Source organism: Streptomyces niphimycinicus (assembly GCF_018883605.1).
Lineage (GTDB): Bacteria > Actinomycetota > Actinomycetes > Streptomycetales > Streptomycetaceae > Streptomyces > Streptomyces niphimycinicus.
In genome coordinates this window covers 1-15,102 of record NZ_JAHLEM010000028.1, presented here as the reverse complement: position 1 = coordinate 15,102, position 15,102 = coordinate 1, and the positions used below count along the sequence as shown (strand labels likewise).

The following is a 15,102-nucleotide window of genomic DNA, read 5'->3' as shown; positions in this document are numbered from 1 at the left end:
ACACGTCCCGTTCCGGCCTGTGCTGTCAGGCGCGTTACCCGCTGCCTCCGAATTCGCCGTCCAGGAAGGTGAGCGGGGTGCCCGTGGACCGTACGCCGCAGTCGACGACGGACCCGACGAGGAGGTCGTGGTCGCCGACCGCGTGGGTGTACGCGACGTCGCAGACGAAGTAGGCGGCACAGGCCGGCACGAGGGGAGGCCCGCCCGGGGTCAACTGGTCCAGCGGAGGCATGGTGCCCGGCCGTCGCCGGTCGGCGAAGTGCCGGGCGTAGTCGGCCTCGGCTTCGTTCAGAACGCTGATGCCGAACCTGCGGCCCGGGCGCATGTGCGGCCTCATCCGTCCTTCCGGGGTCACACAGATGCCGACCAGCGCGGGCCGCAGCGAGAGCGTCACGAACGAGTTGGCGGTCATCGCGTGGGTGTCGTCGGCGTGCCTGACCGCCACGATCGTCACGCCGGTGACGGACCGTCGGGCGGCGCGTCGCACGGACTCGGCGAGCTCCTGATCCTGCGCGGGAGCAGTCATCTCCGAGTCAGTCCGACATGGCCACGAGGACCCGGCGGTTTCCGGAGAATGGGCGCCGGCCGTGCCCGACCAGAAGGTTGTCGACGAGCAGGACGTCACCGGCCTGCCAGTACACGTCGACGGCGTTGCTCAGCCCTCGGTCACGGATCTGGACGACGTACTCCTCGGGGATCGGGGAGCCGTCGGCGAAGGTGACCGACTGGGGCAGGTCCTCCTCCGGCAGGATGGCCCGCAGCGCGGCGGCCGTCTCGTCGCCCAGGCCGGCCGCATGCCACTGGTCCGCCTGGTTGAACCAGACCTCGTCGCCGGTGACGGGGTGCTTGCGGGTCGAAGGGCGCAGTTGGCTGACGCGAAGGCCGCCGTCGGGCTTCCACACCCACGACGCGTCGGCCTGGGCGAGGAACTCCTCCACTTCGTCCGGCTTCCCGGTCTCGAACGTGTCCTGCCAGCTCTTGCCCAGGCCCGCGCCGCCGTGGAGGTTCTGTGTGTAGCGGACACCGCCGCGGAAGGCGTCGCGCACATCGTCGTCCAGGGCGGCCAGCCACCGTGTGCTGTCCACCACCGGAGTGGCACCGCCGATGGCCGGCGCCTGCTCGCAGAAGAAGAGCAGCCGGGTGGGCCAGTGGTGCGAGTAGGACAGTTCGTTGTGCATGGAGATGGTGAATTCCGCGGGGTACTCGGTGGAGGTGTAGACGTTCTTTCCCACCTTGGTTCGCGGCGAGTTCCCGTGCACATAGGCCAGTCGATTGGGCAGGAAGAGATCCAGTTTCGATTCGAGATCGCGTGGACTGAGACGAAAATCCCGGAACACGATTGCCTTGGCCTTCACCAGCTGTTCGCGAAGGTCGGTGGCCGCCAGGTACTCCACCAGTCCTTCCGGCCCCGGAGAGACCCCGATCGCGTTCGGAGTGAGCTCCAGGGGGGACCATTCCCGGTCGCCGACCATCGGTCTCTCCCTTCCTTGGAAAAGGCTGGGGACCCACGCTGCCCGGGGGGTCTATATTTTCTCCCTACCATGTCTATCCGCTGCGTTCGTATAGCTTCTCTATGGAGCCGGGCGGGACGATGTCGACGTGACCATGATTGTCTCAAATCCACTGGGGTTCAACGTCGGCGACCTTTACATCGACCTCCTTGAAATGACCGGTCGTCGGATCATGCTCAAGTGTGAAGGGTTCAACTTTGCAGGCTCGATAAAGATCAAAGCGGCCGTTGAGATGGTCGACGAGGGGGAGCGGGAGGGCCGGTTCGCCCCCGGCGACACCCTGGTGGAATCCTCTTCGGGAAACATGGGCGTGGCGCTGAGCATCGTGGCCGCGCGGCGGGGCTACCGGTTCATCTGCGTCACGGACACCCGCTGCAACCGCTCGGCGCGGCAGGTGATGGAAGCCTTGGGCGCCGAGGTGTACGTCGTCACCGACCCGGATCCGCAGAACGGATTCCTCGGGGCCCGGCTCGCCCACGTCCGGCGGCTGTGCGCGGATCGTCCCGATTACAGATGGCTGAACCAGTACGCCAACGCGGGCAACTGGATGGGGCACTACAGGACCACGGCCCAGGAGATAGCCAAGGCTTTCCCCGAAATCGACGTGCTCTTCATCGGAGCGGGCACCACCGGCACGCTGATGGGTTGTGCCAGGTATTTCCGGGAGACGCGTCCTTCCGTCACGATCGTGGCCATCGACAGCGTCGGTTCGGTGACATTCGGAGAGCCCGAAGAGCGCCGCATGATTCCGGGGCTCGGCACCAGCGTCCGCCCCGCCATCCTGGACACCTCGTGCGTCGACGCGGTGGTGCACGTCTCCGAGGCCGACACGATCCGAACATGTCACGAGCTGGTCCGACATGGCTTTCTGCTCGGTGGTTCCACCGGAACCGTGGTCCATGGCGCACTCGACTGGCTGACGGCCAACGATGCGTCGGAGAAATTGACGGCAGTCGCCATTTCACCGGATCTGGGCCACCACTATCTGGACACCATCTACGACGAAAAATGGGTCTCCGAGGCGTTCGGCTGATTCAGGTACGGGCCCCATGGGGTGAAGACATTTCAGAGGAGTTTCGATGGCGGCACCGGTACCTTCCATGGAATCCCATATGCTTCTCGTCTTCCTGCTCCAAGTGGGCGTGCTCCTGTTCGCGGCTGTCGTGCTGGGCCGCCTCACCGCCCGTATGGGCATGCCCGCGATCATGGGGGAGCTGACCGCGGGCGTCCTGCTGGGGCCCTCGCTGATGGGGTGGCTGGCTCCGGACATCTCCGGCTGGCTGCTGCCGGCCGACCCGGAGCAGATGCATCTGCTCGATGCCGTCGGTCAGATCGCCGTCCTGCTCCTGGTCGGACTCACCGGTGCCGAGATGGACCTCGCGTCGATGCGCCGCCGTGGCCGGGCGGCGCTGCAGATCAGCCTGTCCGGACTGCTCATCCCCCTCGGGCTCGGCGTCGCCGTCGGGTACCCGCTGGCGCATGTGCTGGCTCCGGACAGATCCGACACCACGGTCTTCGCGCTCTTCCTGGGCGTCGCCATGTGCGTGAGCGCGATCCCCGTCATCGCCAAGACGCTCATGGACATGAACCTCATTCATCGCAACGTGGGCCAGCTGACGCTCATGGCCGGCGTGATCGACGACGCCTTCGGGTGGTTCATGCTGTCGATCGTCTCCGCGATGGCCGTGGGCGGTCTCGGCGCCGACGACATCGCCCTAACGCTGGTGCGCATGCTGATCGTGCTGCTCGTGGCGGTGGTGATCGGGCGTCCCCTGGTCCGCACCGCTCTGCGGCTCAGCAGCGGTTCCGCCGAGCAGACCGTCGCGGTGGTCACCGCGCTGATCCTGCTCGCCGCCGCCGGTACCCAGTCGCTGAAACTCGAGGCGGTCTTCGGGGCCTTCGTGTGCGGCACGCTCATCGGTTCCAGCAAGGAGTTCACCGCCGCGCGCACGGCCGCGCTCCGCACCGTCGTCCTCGCGGCACTGGCTCCGCTGTTCTTCGCGACCGCGGGACTGAGGGTCGACCTCAGGGCGCTGTCCCGTCCCGAGGTGCTGGGTGCGGCTCTGCTCGTGCTCGTCATCGCGGTCCTCGGCAAGTTCGCCGGCGCCTACCTGGGCGCATGGCTGAGCCGGCTGAGCAAGTGGGAAGCGCTGGCACTCGGCGCCGGGATGAACGCCCGAGGCGTCATCGAGGTGATCGTCGCGATGGTCGGCCTGCGGCTGGGCATCATGGACGCCGCCACGTACACCATCGTGGTCCTGATCGCCGTGGTGACCTCGGTGATGGCCCCGCCGCTGCTGCGGCTGGCCATGAGGCGCGTCGAGTACACCGAGGAGGAACAACTCCGCCTGCGCTCGCGGAGCGAGGACGTCCCCGTGGGTGGGGACCGCGAGCCGAAAGGGGTGCACTGACGGCGCCGCATGCAGGAGTTCCTATAGGCGGCACGTAGCAAGTGTCCGAAAGATCGGCCCGGACGAGGGCGGCCCGGGCTAGAGCCCGTGGCGCCGCCCCGACTCAGGCCCCATCAAGGAGGAAAGCAGTGTTCACTCGACGATCCAGTCACATGCGAGGCGTGGTCGCCAGGCTGCGCAGGGCAACGGTCCTGTTGGCGGCGGCAGGTGCGGCCATGGCCCTCGCCGCGGGCCCCACGGCGGCGGCCGACACCTGGACGGCGGTCGCCGACCCGGACAGCTCGCGATGGTTCGACGCCTTCCTCGCCGGCGACGGTGACACGGTGTTCGCCCGCAGCGGCAGCTACCCCGGCGGTGATCCCGGATCGGGCGAGGTCGCCAGATTCTGGCACCGTGACGGAAACTCATGGACGTTACTCCCGGCCCTGTCCTCGAGCCAGAACATCGAGACGAACGACGACGGGGTCTGGACCGCCACGTCCGCAAACGACTTCTGGGTCATCGGCCAGAGTGTGAGTGCGGCCAGCGTCGGCAACCACTGGAACGGCACGGCCTGGGAGACCCGCTCGCCCGCCGACGCGACGGTGAGCTTCCAGGCCATCAAGGCCGTATCGGCCACCGACGTCTGGGCGGTCGGCGGAACCGATGCGTCGTCGGCGTCCGCGCTCCCGGGCACGATCGGCCACTGGACCGGCAGCAGCTGGCAGGTCACCAAGATAACTCCCACGTCCGGCAGCAAGACCGAACTCACTTCCTTGTACGTGAAATCGGCCAACGAGATCTGGGCCGCCGGTCGGACCTGCACGACCGTGGGCGGCAGCAACTGCCGCGGCTACGTCACCCGCTACAACGGCACGTCGTGGAGGGAAGTGCCGGTTCCGTCCGGCACCGCCGCCATCGAGGAGATCGCAGCCGGTCCGTCGGGCGAGGTGTGGGCCACCGCGGGCACGACGGTGCTGCGCTGGAACGGCACCGCCTGGACCGGCGGCGCGGATGTGACGGTGCCGGGTGCGACCGGGATCGGGGAACTGGCCTGGGCCAAGGGGACGTTGTACGCCGGGCTCCGACTGGGCAGCAGCAACAGCAGCTCCGGAATCCTGCGCTGGACCGGCACCGGGTGGCAAGAGGTCACCCGTGTCCCCGAGACGACCGGCTACTACGTGACGAACGTGTACGAACTCTCCGGTGCCCCGGATGGCACTCTGTGGGCTGCGGGGGTGTACATCCAGCTATTCGCCACCCCGACGTTCGCGGCGCGCATGTGAGGGAGCATGCGTCGTAGCTCCGTCCGCCGGTTGAGGAGATCCGGGTTCGCGAAGCTACGGCCCAGCCGTGTCGTCGTCTGCGGCGTTCGCCCCTCCGCGCGCCGTGGACGACGCGTCGAGCAGGGTCGGACCAGCCCGCGTCCAGCGGTGAGAGCCCGCCGCGCGGCCGGGGACCGTGATCATCGGGCCAGGTCGGTGAAGCCCGGGCCGGAGTACCTGTCGAAGCGGACCCGGTTGGTCTTGGGGGCGCGGGCTTCGACACCGCCTTCGTCCAGGACCCGCGCTACCGCGTCGACGTGCTGAAGATGCTCCAGGGCGACGTCTACGACGGGGAGGAGCCCAAGGCCCTCGCGGCGATGCGGGAGATCGTTGCGGAGGTGGAGGGCAACCCCGGCCATCTGTGGCATCCCTACCTCGGCACCCTCCGGGCCCCGGCGTCGGCACCCGGCTTCTGACCGAGCGGGTCGTCCGCGGGCGGCCCGCTCATCACCACCACCAGGGGCGAGCATGCAGAGAGTTCACTTCCCCGCGGCGGACCTGGCCCGCACCCGGCTGCGGAGCACGCTCGGCCCGGTCGCCGAGGGAGCCTTCGCGCTCGGTGTGCTGACCGGATCCGGCCATGCCGGCTATGCGCGGTGGCGTGACGAGGCCCGTCGCCGTCTGCCGTTGCAGACCCCGCCCTGGACGACCTCGGCCCGGCTGACGCGCACCGTCGACGCCCCGGACGACCTGCTGTTCCTGCTGGAGCGCAGGCCGGTGACGAGCGGCGGGCCGCCTGTGGGGCTGACCCGCGCGGACGCGTTCCGGCTGGCCGTGGACGTGTGGCGGGCGGCGATCGTCCCGTACTGGGACCGCATCGGCGAACGGCTTGAAGCCGAGTGCGAGGCACGCGGCCGGATCATCATGACCGGCGGCGTCGAGGAGCTGCTCGCCACGCTGCATCCCAGAATCGTGTGGACCGGCTCGGCCCTGGAGATACCCGACGGCCCCGACCGCGAGATCCGTCTCGACGGCCGGGGCATGTTGTTGTGTCCCTCCGTGTTCCTGCCCGGCAAGGTCGGCCGGGTCGTCGAGTGCGACCCGGCACCGGCATGGCGGCGCTCGTCTTCGCCGCCCCGCCCGTCGGCAACCGGGCCGCCGATCTGTGGGGCGGCCCGGAGCCCGACGTGCAGGCCCTCGGCGCCCTGGTCGGCCAGACCCGGGCGGCCGCGCTGCGGGTGCTGATGACGGCCGCCTGCACCACCGGCCAGCTCCCACCCGCCTGGGCATCTCGTCGGCGGGCGCCAGCCAGCACGCGGCCGTACTGCGCCAGTCGGGGCTGATCACCACGCGTCGGCTACGGAACAAAGTGCTGCACACGGTGACGCCCCTGGGCCTGGCGCTGCTCGGCGGCCGGCTGTGCGAGCGGACGCCGGCGGTCAGTGCTCCGGCCATGGCCGGAACTGCCTCAGGCCTACAGCAGCGGGATCCGGTCACCTCGCCGGGTGACCCTGCGGATCTCCCCGTACACCGTCACATGGTCGCCCACCGGCTGGGCCGACAGCACCGCGCAGTCCGCGACGGTGTGCGCGTCCCGCACCAGATGCGGCCCCGCGGCCTGCGGGTCCGCCTGCCAGGCGACCTTGGTGAAGCGCTGCGCATCACCTGAGGCGAACAGCTCGGCCGTCGGCCGGGCGTCGGCGTGCAGCAGGTTCACCGCGAAGGTCCGGGAGTCCAGCACCCCCTCCAGCGTGGGGCTGCCGGCCCGCAGGCACACCAGCAGCACCGGCGGCTCCAACGACACTCCGCACAGGGACGAACAGGTCATTCCGCGCTGTACGCCGGCCGCGTCGGTCGTGGTGACAACGGCGACCCCCGTGGGAAAGCCGCTCATCAGCGTCCGGAACGCGTCGGGGGTCGCCAAGAGCTCGGTCCGGATGGTCGATTCGCTCATCGCGCTCCGCTTCCTGCCGTACGGCCGCCCGCGAGAGGCCCGCCGTGGCGGGCCCGCCACGGAGCGTCAGCCAAGCTGGGAGAAGTAGTCGTAGGCCGCGGGCAACGTCCTGGTGAGCTGCTCGGTCTTTTCCCGGATCGCCTCGAACTCCAGATGCGCCGCGCTGGGATCGGCGAGGGCGAGCGCGGGCGACGGCTTGAGGTCGATGCCGCCCATGCCGAGCAGGATGCACATGTACGAGTACGGCGGCAGCCCGTGGTAGTAGGGGTACACCGTCTCGCTGTCCGGCAGTTGGGTGCGCCACTTCTCGATGCGCTCGGCGAGCCCGTCCGGCAGCGGGCGCGTCTTGGTGTCACGCCAGTACTGCGTGTCCGACCGCTTGGCCGAGGCGTAGTGCACGGCCAGGAACTCCCGTACGCCGTCCATGACGTGGGCGACGGCGTCGTTGTACCGGTCGCGGTGGGTGGGGTGCCAGTCGGCGCCGGGGAAGTTCTTGGTGAGCTGGTCGATCGCGTGGTGGATGAAGAAGATGCCGGTCGACTCCAGCGGCTCGACGAACCCGCTGGCCAGCCCGACGGCGACGCAGTTGTTCACCCAGGAGTTGCGGCTGCGGCCGATGCGCATCCGGATGTGGTTGGCCTCGACGTCGGCCGCCGCGGGGCCGACGAACTCGCGCAGGGTGCGCTCGGCCTCCTCGGGGGAGACGTAGTCCCTGGCGTAGACGTAGCCGGTGCCGACCCGGCCCGTCAGCGGGATCGTCCAGATCCAGCCGGCGTCCTGGGCGGTGGCCGTGGTGCACGGACGTATACCGCGCCGCTCCATGTCCATAGGGACCTGGAGCGCGACAGCGCTGTCGTTGGGCAGGGTGTCCTGGTAGGAGATGAACGGCTCCTCGAGGGCCTTGTTCAGCAGCAGGCCGCGGAAGCCGGTGCAGTCGACGAACAGATCACCGGTGAGCGCACCGTGCCCGGCCGTACGGACCGACCTGATCCAGCCCCGTTCGTCGAGGTCCACTTCCTCGACGTCGTCGATCACATGCCGGACACCGCGCTCCACGGCGTACCTCGTCAGGTACTTGGCCAGCAGCGCGGCCTCGAAGTGGTACGCGTACGGGAACTGCGTCCTGCCCTGGTGCTCGGACATCGTCAGGCCCTGCATTTCCTCCGCGTTCTCGTCGAACGGGGTGTCGAGCAGGGTGCCGTCGAGCCTGCGGGGGCTCAGCCCGGCGTCGATGACCGAGGCCATCACGAAGCAGTCCTTGTCGAACCGTCCGGTGGGACCGCCCTGGAGCCACCAGTCGGTCAGCGGATGGCCGTTGACCGACCGCATCTGCTCGAACGGGTTAGAAGTAATGGCCCTTCTCCCGCCAGTTCTCGAACCGCACCGCCAGTTTGTACGTGGCGTTGCAGGCCGGCATCCAGTCCTTCTCCTTGAGCCCCAGGAACTCGAAGAAGTGCCGGATGTCGCTGAAAGTCGCCTCCCCCAACGCCGATGGTGCCGACTTTCCCGGACTCGACCAGCGTGATGTCGATCCGGTCGCCGAAAGCGGCCTTGAGATAGGAGGCGGTCATCCAACCCGCCGTACCGCCTCCCACGATCACGACTCTGTTGAGCATGCGTGCATCTCCCATCGAGTTGGGCCGCAAAGGCCGGACAGAATTCGAGACTAGTACTCCAGCCGCAACACCGTTGACTTTGGCCTGGCGGTGACGTGTCAAGGGGGTTGAACGACGCAACGGAACTCCGATAGATCAACCTTCTGCCAAGAGAGTTGATCAAGGAGTTCCGTTGCAGGAGCAGTCTGTCATCACCCGTGAGATCGCGGTAGCCAAGGGCGTGTTCGCGCCGGGACACCTCGGGGAGTTGACCCAGGTGGTGGACTTCGCCCTGGTCGATGCGGTACTGGAAGAGACCGGCACGGTCCAGAAGCGGGTCAGGCTGCTGCCCTCGCGAGTGGTGGTGTACTTCGTCCTGGCGCTGGCACTGTTCGAGCGGTGCAGCTACCGAGCGGTGTGGAGCAAACTCGTCGCGAGCCTGGACGCCCTCGCCCTGGTGCGGCCGTGTACCTCGGCGCTGTGCCGGGCACGTCGCCGGGTGGGAGCCGCACCGTTCCAGGCATTGTTTGAGACGCTGGCCGGGCCGGTAGCCGGACCACGTACTCCCGGCGCGTTCTGGCGGGGCCTGCGGCTGGTGGCCATCGACGGCACCAGCCTGCACCTTCCCGACAGCGAACCGATCGCCGCCCGGCACGCCAAACGCAAGCGCAAGGGCGAGGACGTGGAGTTCGGCTACCCGCTGCTGCGACTGCTCGTACTCATCGAGTGCGGCACCCGGGCGGTGCTCGCCGCCGCCTTCGGCCCGGAGACCACAGGCGAGACCACCTACGCCGAGCGGATGCTCGATCGGCTGACCAGCGGGATGCTTGTACTGCTGGACACCGGCTTCGACGGTTACCCCTTCCTGCTCCAACTCCGGTCCACCGGAGCAGAGTTCCTGTGCCGGTCCGGAGCCAGGCGCATCCCGCTGATCATCAAGCGGCTGCCTGACGGCTCCTACCTGTCGACCTTCGGCATGGGGAAGCTGCCGGTGCGGATTGTCGAAGCCTGGATCACCGTGACCTACGCCGACGGCACGGTCCGCCGCGAGCAGTGGCGCCTGGCGACCAGCCTCACGGACCCCGCCCGCTACCCCGCCCGCGAACTCGTCGCTCTCTACCACGAGAGGTGGCAGGCCGAGACCACGTACTTCTTGATCAAGGCCACGATGCTGGACAGCCGCGTCCTGCGCTCGCACCGCCCGCGGGAGGTCGACCAGGAGGTGTACGCCCTGTTGACCGCCTACCAGGCCCTCATACGGATCACCGCCGACGCCGCCGCCAGCCGGCCGACTCTCGACCCGGACCGGATCAGCTTCACCATCGCGCTGGAGACCGCCCGCGACCAGGTCACCACTGCCGCTGGGATCCTTCCCAGGGAGGTCACCCTGGTCGGTGCGATCGGCCACGCCGTCCTGGACAGCCTCCTTCCCGCCCGCCGCCAGCAGCGAGCCAAGGCCCGAACCTGAAAGAACCCGACCAGCAAGTACAGCAAGAACTCCCTCCAGCACCCCGCCACCGCTCAGCACTACACCCTCGAAGCCGAGGTCACGGTGATGGAAGACGGCTTGAAAGCCAGGTCAAAGCGCTAAATCAACGGTGTTGCGGCTGGAGTACTAGGTTCGCGGCGAAACCCCCGGAAGGCCCTTAAGCGACCAGTGAAAGTCGCAGGTGATACGCAGTGCTTCACCGACCGCAATCCGGTGCAATTCACCCGACCACGCCCTGACATTCCGGGACAGGGGTTTACGATCCCGGCGCACACTTTCCCGGAGTCTCGAAGAAGGAGTTCTCGGATGTTAGGCACCATCAAAGCGGCCGGCATCGCCGCGGCGGCGGCCCTGGCCCTGACGGGCTTCGCCGCGACCCCGGCGTCGGCGTCAGCGCTGAAGACGGACGGCTACCTGGACTGCTACTCGTACTCGGTGGACGCGTGGGGCAGCGGCTACATGCCGGGCCAGACCATCGTCGTCCGCCACCTCGGCGACTATCCGGTGGCGGAGGACACCCTCGTCGTCAAGGCCGACGGGACCTGGCGTGTCGACGAGAGGCCCTTCGGCGGCTGGGACTACACGGTCGAGGTCCGCGACACCCAGGGCAACGTGCTCGACAGCAAGTGGATCCACCAGTGCGGAATCTGGTGACGGGCCCGCTCACTCCGGCACCCGACTGAAACTGCCCCCTCTCCGGCCGGAGAGGGGGCAGTTCGGCGTGCGGTGGGTCATCGCGCCGACAGCAACTCCGCGACGTGTTCGCTGATCGCCACCACCGTCGGCTGGTGCCACAGCGGCGTGGCAGGCAGCTTGTGGCCGAACCGCTTCTCCAGCCGCCTGCGGATGACCATTGTCATCACCGAGTCGAGGCCCTGCCTCCACCAGCGAGCGGCGCACGTCGAACGACGCCACCGGCAGCCGCATCTCGCCGGCGATCTGCCCGACGATCTCCTCGGTCAGCCGCGCGTGCAGTTCCTCGTCCGACAGCCCCGCGAAGAGGTCGCCTCCCTGGTCCGCACCGGCCGCCGCGGGCTCCGCCGTGCCGATCTCCCGCAGCAGCGGCAGCGGTTCGGTGCCGGCCTCCAGCGGGATCGTGCGCAGCACCGGGAAGTGCCCGGTCCCCCGGCGCGCCGCGTGGTCCCACGCCGCAAACGCCTCCGGCAGCGAGATGTCGTGACGCCCCGCTCGCGCAGCTCCAGGTCCACGACCTCGTTCACCGCCATGCCCTGGCCGCGCCAGGAGGTCCAGCCGAAGCTCGTGGTGTCACCGCGGTGGTGCGCCAGGGCGTCCAGGAAGGCGTTGGCCGAGCCGTAACTGGCCTGGCCCGGAAATCCTCAACTATGAGTACGGACTCGTGGGCTCCCGCTAAGCGCCAGCACGCAAACCAGCCGAACCGCCCTCGACCACCTGTTGCTCGAACTCAGCCACTGCTCAAACACGAACCCATCACCGTAAGCATGCCTTCGACTCCGGTTCTCACCAACCGTCGGTCACCGCGTAGGGTATCGGTGCTGCGCATGCCGATGACGGGAACTGAGACGACAATGCCCATGGCCAACCGTGCAGAGGGAACAGGCGACGATCAGCACGAGCTTCCGCTGGCCCCAAGTCTCTCCAAGTTTCTGGTAAACGCACGACATGCGAGAGACATCAAGCAGCGAGATGCCGCAGCTGAGTTGAGCATCAGCGTCCGGCAACACTGGTAGTTGCTGCCCGTCTTCCGCCGGTCGACCGGTGACGGGCCGGTCGTAGAATCCCCCTCTTTCGCACGCACGTGAGAGTCATCTACGCACGCGCGGGTCCAGTCGAGTTCGCCGGCCGCGTTCAGTTCGGCGAGCAGGATGCAGCGGAGACGCTCGTAGACCCAAACCTTCTGCCAGCGGCCCAGGCGGCGCCAGCAGGTCTGTCCGGAGCCGAACTTCAGCTTCAAGGGTAGGGGTTGCCAGACGATCTCCCGGTGCAGGACGTGCAAGATGCCTTGCAGGCATAGCCGGTCCGGTACCGGTTTCGGCCTCGGGTGGCCGCTCGGGCCAGGGCGGCAGCAACGGTTCGATCAGCGCCCGCAAGCTGTCGTCCACGATCCACGGTTGAGTCGTCACACGACGCGAACGGTCGAGGCAGCACGTCGATCACGCCCGATCAGAGCGACTCAACAAGATTCTGTTACGAGCTTGTAGGACTTGGTCTATAAGGGACCCCTTGCCGGTACTCGTGGTAGTCCGGTTTGGTCCAACACGATTGTGCTCAAGAATTCGCAGATCAGGGGGATTTGAGCGGCCAAAGTTTGTAGAAGCTGTGAGATGGCCCGTACTCTCTGCCTGGTACTACATAGACTCTGAGAGGTGGGGGCATGCCCGAACCGAAGAAGATCGTCCTAGCTTCCGGGAAGATCCGGTATCGAGCGGTAATCGACATCGGCTTTCACGATAACGGGAAGCGTAAGCAACTCACCATCACTAAGGACACGTCGAAAGAGGTAAAGGCGGAGATCTCCCGTATCGAGAACGAAAAGAACACGGGAACCTTCGTTCCACCCCATCTGCTTACGGTCAATCAGTGGATTGATCAGTGGTTGGAAAAGAAGGCGGAAGATCTGGAAGAGACCACCATCTACAACTACCGAACCACTCTGGACAGGGTTCGGGGAAAGCTCGGAAGCATCAAGCTCCAAGAGCTTACCGAGGAAGACGTAGAAGCATGGATTCTCTGGGCTCTCCGGTGCGGTCGTGTTCGGGGGCCAAAGGCCGGAACAGGTCTCGGAGTAACGAGCGTGGACATGAGCCTTGCGCGGCTCAAAGACGTTCTGAATCGAGCCAAGACTAAGCGACTCGTGAACGTGAACGTTGCATCGGAACTCAGTATTCCCCGTAAGGCTCGAAAGGCTGAGCGGAAGGTTAAGGCTGAAATCATTCCGTGGAACGTCTCGGAAGTTCACACGTTCGTACAGGGGGTGAGTGGAGACAGACTCTATGCTCCGCTCCTTCTCTCCCTCATGGGACTCCGTCCGGCGGAATTGGTTGCACTCCGATGGTTGGATATCGACCTGAACAACGACACCCTTACCGTGGCCAACACGCGCACGATGATGGGCAACAAGACAGTGGTGGAGAAGGACACCAAGTCCATGGCGGGGGAACGCATTCTCCCTCTGCCCATCCCGGTAAAGGATGCCTTGAAGAAGTTCAAGGCTCTCCAGGCGGCTGAGAAATTGACCCTGGGAACGGGCTGCGTGGACTCCGGCTACATGTGCGTAAATGCCGTCGGAGAAGTCCACACCACCAGGCAACTCCGCACCCGTGCATACAAGCTCATGGAGGAATCCGGGCTACGTCGTGTGCGCCTCTACGACGCCCGTGCGTCGTGCTTCACCTACCTGGCCAATAATGGCGTGCCGGATCACCTCCTGGCACGATGGGCGGGGCACACCAATGTCAAGACCACCAAGCGTTGGTACGTGAAACCGGACGTTGAGGATCTTCGTGGAGCGGCCACCACATGGGGCGGTCTCCACAGTGCCCAGGACGGCGGTGTGTGAGACGGCTGTGAGATGTGGGAGCGTGTGAGCGTGAGTGAAGAAGACAGGACCACCTTGAAATACCTGGTCAACGGGCCAGAAGAGGCTCCGGTCCTGGTCTTGGGTCCCTCCCTCGGCGCTACATGGCATATGTGGGACCGCCAGATACCCGAGCTCTCCCGCCACTGGCGCGTCCTCCGCTTCGACCTCCCCGGCCACGGCGGCGCGCCCGCCCATCCGGCCCCCTCCGTGGCCGAGCTGGCCGCCCGGCTGCTGGCCACCCTCGACCAGCTCGAGATCGAGCGCTTCGGCTACGCGGGCTGCTCGATCGGCGGGGCCATCGGCGCCGAACTCGCGCTCCGACATCCCCATAGAGTGGGCTCACTCGCCCTCGTCTCCGCCTCCCCGCGCTTCGGCACCGCCGACTCCTTCCGGCAGCGCGGCGTCGTGGTCCGCACCAACGGCCTCGACCCGATCGCCCGCGCCACCCCCGAGCGCTGGTTCACCCCCGCCTTCGCCGCCGCGCAGCCCGCCATCGTCGACTGGGCCGTCCAGATGGTCCGCACCACCGACCCCGGCTGCTACATCGCCGCCTGCGAGGCCCTCGCCGCCTTCGACATCCGCGCCGAGCTGAGCCGGATCGGCATCCCCACCCTCGTGGTGGTCGGCGCCGACGACCAGGTCACCCCGGCCGCCGACGCCCGCGTCCTGGTCGCCGGCATCGCCGACGCCCGGCTCGCGCTCGTCCCCGGCGCCTCCCATCTCACCCCCGTCGAACAGCCGATGGCCGTCACCGATCTGCTGGTGCGCCACTTCTCCAGCTCCTGGCAGTCCCCGGACCACCCGACCGGGATGACCGCGATCCCCGCGCCCCCGGTCAAGCCCGTGCTCTCGCCGGTACCGCCCGGCGCCGAGATCGTCGAATACGGCGGCCACAATGTGCCCGAGCCGCTGCTGGACGCCCGCTCCGACGCGTACGACCAGGGCATCAAGGTGCGCCGCGAGGTGCTCGGCGACGCCCATGTGGACCGCGCGCAATCCCTGACCGACGAGTTCACCGGCGACTTCCAGGACTTCATCACCCGCTACGCCTGGGGCGAGGTGTGGACCCGGCCCGGAATCGACCGGCGCACCCGCAGCGTGGTCACCCTCACCGCCCTCGCCGCCCGCGGCCACCTCGACGAACTCGCCTTCCACACCCGCGCCGCGCTGCGCAACGGGCTGACCCCCACCGAGATCAAGGAGGTGCTGCTGCACACCGGCGTCTACTGCGGGGTGCCGACCGCGAACTCCGCCTTCGCCGTGGCCCAGCGGATCATCCGCGAGGAGACAAGCCCGGAGGGCTAAGCGGCCTCGATGAAGTCCGGTGCGATTCGGGCGT

15 protein-coding genes and 2 pseudogenes are annotated in these 15,102 nt (G+C 67.5%); 9 read left to right on the top strand and 8 right to left on the bottom strand.

All coding sequences use genetic code 11. From position 1 onward, the window contains the following. Positions 1-34: 34 nt before the first annotated feature. Complete coding sequence (locus tag KN815_RS03650) at positions 35-526, bottom strand: flavin reductase family protein (protein WP_216340098.1); 492 nt, start codon at positions 524-526, stop codon at positions 35-37. Positions 527-533: 7 nt separating this feature from the next. Further along, entirely contained in the window at positions 534-1,472 is a 939-nt protein-coding gene (locus KN815_RS03645) for a TauD/TfdA family dioxygenase (protein WP_216340096.1), read from the bottom strand. A 133-nt stretch (positions 1,473-1,605) separates the two neighbouring features. On the opposite strand from KN815_RS03645, the gene sbnA reads away from it, so the two are divergent. From sbnA to KN815_RS03620, 5 genes are all read left to right on the top strand, one after another. Further along, on the top strand, positions 1,606-2,544 hold the full coding sequence (sbnA, locus tag KN815_RS03640; protein ID WP_216340130.1) for a 2,3-diaminopropionate biosynthesis protein SbnA: 939 nt from the start codon (positions 1,606-1,608) through the stop codon (positions 2,542-2,544). A 46-nt stretch (positions 2,545-2,590) separates the two neighbouring features. After that, on the top strand, positions 2,591-3,922 hold the full coding sequence (locus tag KN815_RS03635) for a cation:proton antiporter (protein ID WP_216340095.1): 1,332 nt from the start codon (positions 2,591-2,593) through the stop codon (positions 3,920-3,922). 152 nt (positions 3,923-4,074) lie between these two features. Next, entirely contained in the window at positions 4,075-5,187 is a 1,113-nt protein-coding gene (locus KN815_RS03630) for a hypothetical protein (protein WP_216340093.1), read from the top strand. A gap of 296 nt (positions 5,188-5,483) precedes the next feature. Further along, a complete protein-coding gene (locus KN815_RS03625; protein ID WP_308403633.1) occupies positions 5,484-5,642 on the top strand; it encodes a hypothetical protein in 159 nt (52 codons plus the stop codon). A gap of 52 nt (positions 5,643-5,694) precedes the next feature. Beyond that, positions 5,695-6,411, top strand: a complete 717-nt coding sequence (locus tag KN815_RS03620) for a hypothetical protein (protein ID WP_253208734.1) — start codon at positions 5,695-5,697, stop codon at positions 6,409-6,411. Positions 6,412-6,640: 229 nt separating this feature from the next. Here the strand turns inward: KN815_RS03620 and KN815_RS03615 are convergent, their stop codons facing one another. The 3 genes from KN815_RS03615 to KN815_RS51840 form a co-directional block, all read right to left on the bottom strand. Beyond that, positions 6,641-7,120, bottom strand: a complete 480-nt coding sequence (locus KN815_RS03615; RefSeq protein WP_253208733.1) for a flavin reductase family protein — start codon at positions 7,118-7,120, stop codon at positions 6,641-6,643. Positions 7,121-7,186: 66 nt separating this feature from the next. Continuing rightward, positions 7,187-8,449: a tryptophan halogenase family protein gene (locus KN815_RS03610; protein WP_308403632.1), complete on the bottom strand. Its 1,263-nt coding sequence runs from the start codon at positions 8,447-8,449 to the stop codon at positions 7,187-7,189. 13 nt (positions 8,450-8,462) lie between these two features. Further along, positions 8,463-8,606: a tryptophan 7-halogenase gene (locus KN815_RS51840; protein ID WP_308403631.1), complete on the bottom strand. Its 144-nt coding sequence runs from the start codon at positions 8,604-8,606 to the stop codon at positions 8,463-8,465. A gap of 302 nt (positions 8,607-8,908) precedes the next feature. Between KN815_RS51840 and KN815_RS03605 the strand changes: the two genes are divergently transcribed. After that, entirely contained in the window at positions 8,909-10,183 is a 1,275-nt protein-coding gene (locus tag KN815_RS03605) for an IS4 family transposase (protein WP_216340091.1), read from the top strand. 327 nt (positions 10,184-10,510) lie between these two features. Continuing rightward, entirely contained in the window at positions 10,511-10,858 is a 348-nt protein-coding gene (locus KN815_RS03600) for a hypothetical protein (RefSeq protein ID WP_216340089.1), read from the top strand. A 9-nt stretch (positions 10,859-10,867) separates the two neighbouring features. Here KN815_RS03600 and KN815_RS52530 read toward each other — a convergent pair whose 3' ends face one another. The 3 genes and pseudogenes from KN815_RS52530 to KN815_RS52040 all read right to left on the bottom strand — a co-directional run. Continuing rightward, positions 10,868-11,311, bottom strand: a complete 444-nt coding sequence (locus KN815_RS52530) for a hypothetical protein (RefSeq protein ID WP_253208732.1) — start codon at positions 11,309-11,311, stop codon at positions 10,868-10,870. A 140-nt stretch (positions 11,312-11,451) separates the two neighbouring features. Then, positions 11,452-11,529, bottom strand: a pseudogene (locus KN815_RS52525) (hypothetical protein); the annotation flags it as partial. 260 nt (positions 11,530-11,789) lie between these two features. Continuing rightward, a pseudogene (locus KN815_RS52040) lies at positions 11,790-12,218 on the bottom strand (transposase); the annotation flags it as partial. Positions 12,219-12,557: 339 nt separating this feature from the next. On the opposite strand from KN815_RS52040, the gene KN815_RS03580 reads away from it, so the two are divergent. Both KN815_RS03580 and pcaDC read left to right on the top strand, forming a co-directional pair. After that, positions 12,558-13,742, top strand: coding sequence for a tyrosine-type recombinase/integrase (locus KN815_RS03580; protein WP_216340086.1), 1,185 nt, complete (start codon positions 12,558-12,560; stop codon positions 13,740-13,742). Positions 13,743-13,754: 12 nt separating this feature from the next. Next, positions 13,755-15,068, top strand: coding sequence for a bifunctional 3-oxoadipate enol-lactonase/4-carboxymuconolactone decarboxylase PcaDC (gene pcaDC / locus KN815_RS03575; protein WP_216340084.1), 1,314 nt, complete (start codon positions 13,755-13,757; stop codon positions 15,066-15,068). Positions 15,069-15,102 lie beyond the last annotated feature (34 nt).

Bases quoted from the DNA above. Each gene is read 5' to 3' on its own strand.
- KN815_RS03650 (WP_216340098.1), bottom strand. From the start codon at position 526: ATGACTGCTCCCGCGCAGGATCAGGAGCTCGCCGAGTCCGTGCGACGC.
- KN815_RS03645 (WP_216340096.1), bottom strand. From the start codon at position 1,472: ATGGTCGGCGACCGGGAATGGTCCCCCCTGGAGCTCACTCCGAACGCG.
- sbnA (WP_216340130.1), top strand. From the start codon at position 1,606: ATGATTGTCTCAAATCCACTGGGGTTCAACGTCGGCGACCTTTACATC.
- KN815_RS03635 (WP_216340095.1), top strand. From the start codon at position 2,591: ATGGCGGCACCGGTACCTTCCATGGAATCCCATATGCTTCTCGTCTTC.
- KN815_RS03630 (WP_216340093.1), top strand. From the start codon at position 4,075: ATGCGAGGCGTGGTCGCCAGGCTGCGCAGGGCAACGGTCCTGTTGGCG.
- KN815_RS03620 (WP_253208734.1), top strand. From the start codon at position 5,695: ATGCAGAGAGTTCACTTCCCCGCGGCGGACCTGGCCCGCACCCGGCTG.
- KN815_RS03615 (WP_253208733.1), bottom strand. From the start codon at position 7,120: ATGAGCGAATCGACCATCCGGACCGAGCTCTTGGCGACCCCCGACGCG.
- KN815_RS03610 (WP_308403632.1), bottom strand. From the start codon at position 8,449: ATGCGGTCGGTCAACGGCCATCCGCTGACCGACTGGTGGCTCCAGGGC.
- KN815_RS03600 (WP_216340089.1), top strand. From the start codon at position 10,511: ATGTTAGGCACCATCAAAGCGGCCGGCATCGCCGCGGCGGCGGCCCTG.
- KN815_RS03580 (WP_216340086.1), top strand. From the start codon at position 12,558: ATGCCCGAACCGAAGAAGATCGTCCTAGCTTCCGGGAAGATCCGGTAT.
- pcaDC (WP_216340084.1), top strand. From the start codon at position 13,755: ATGTGGGAGCGTGTGAGCGTGAGTGAAGAAGACAGGACCACCTTGAAA.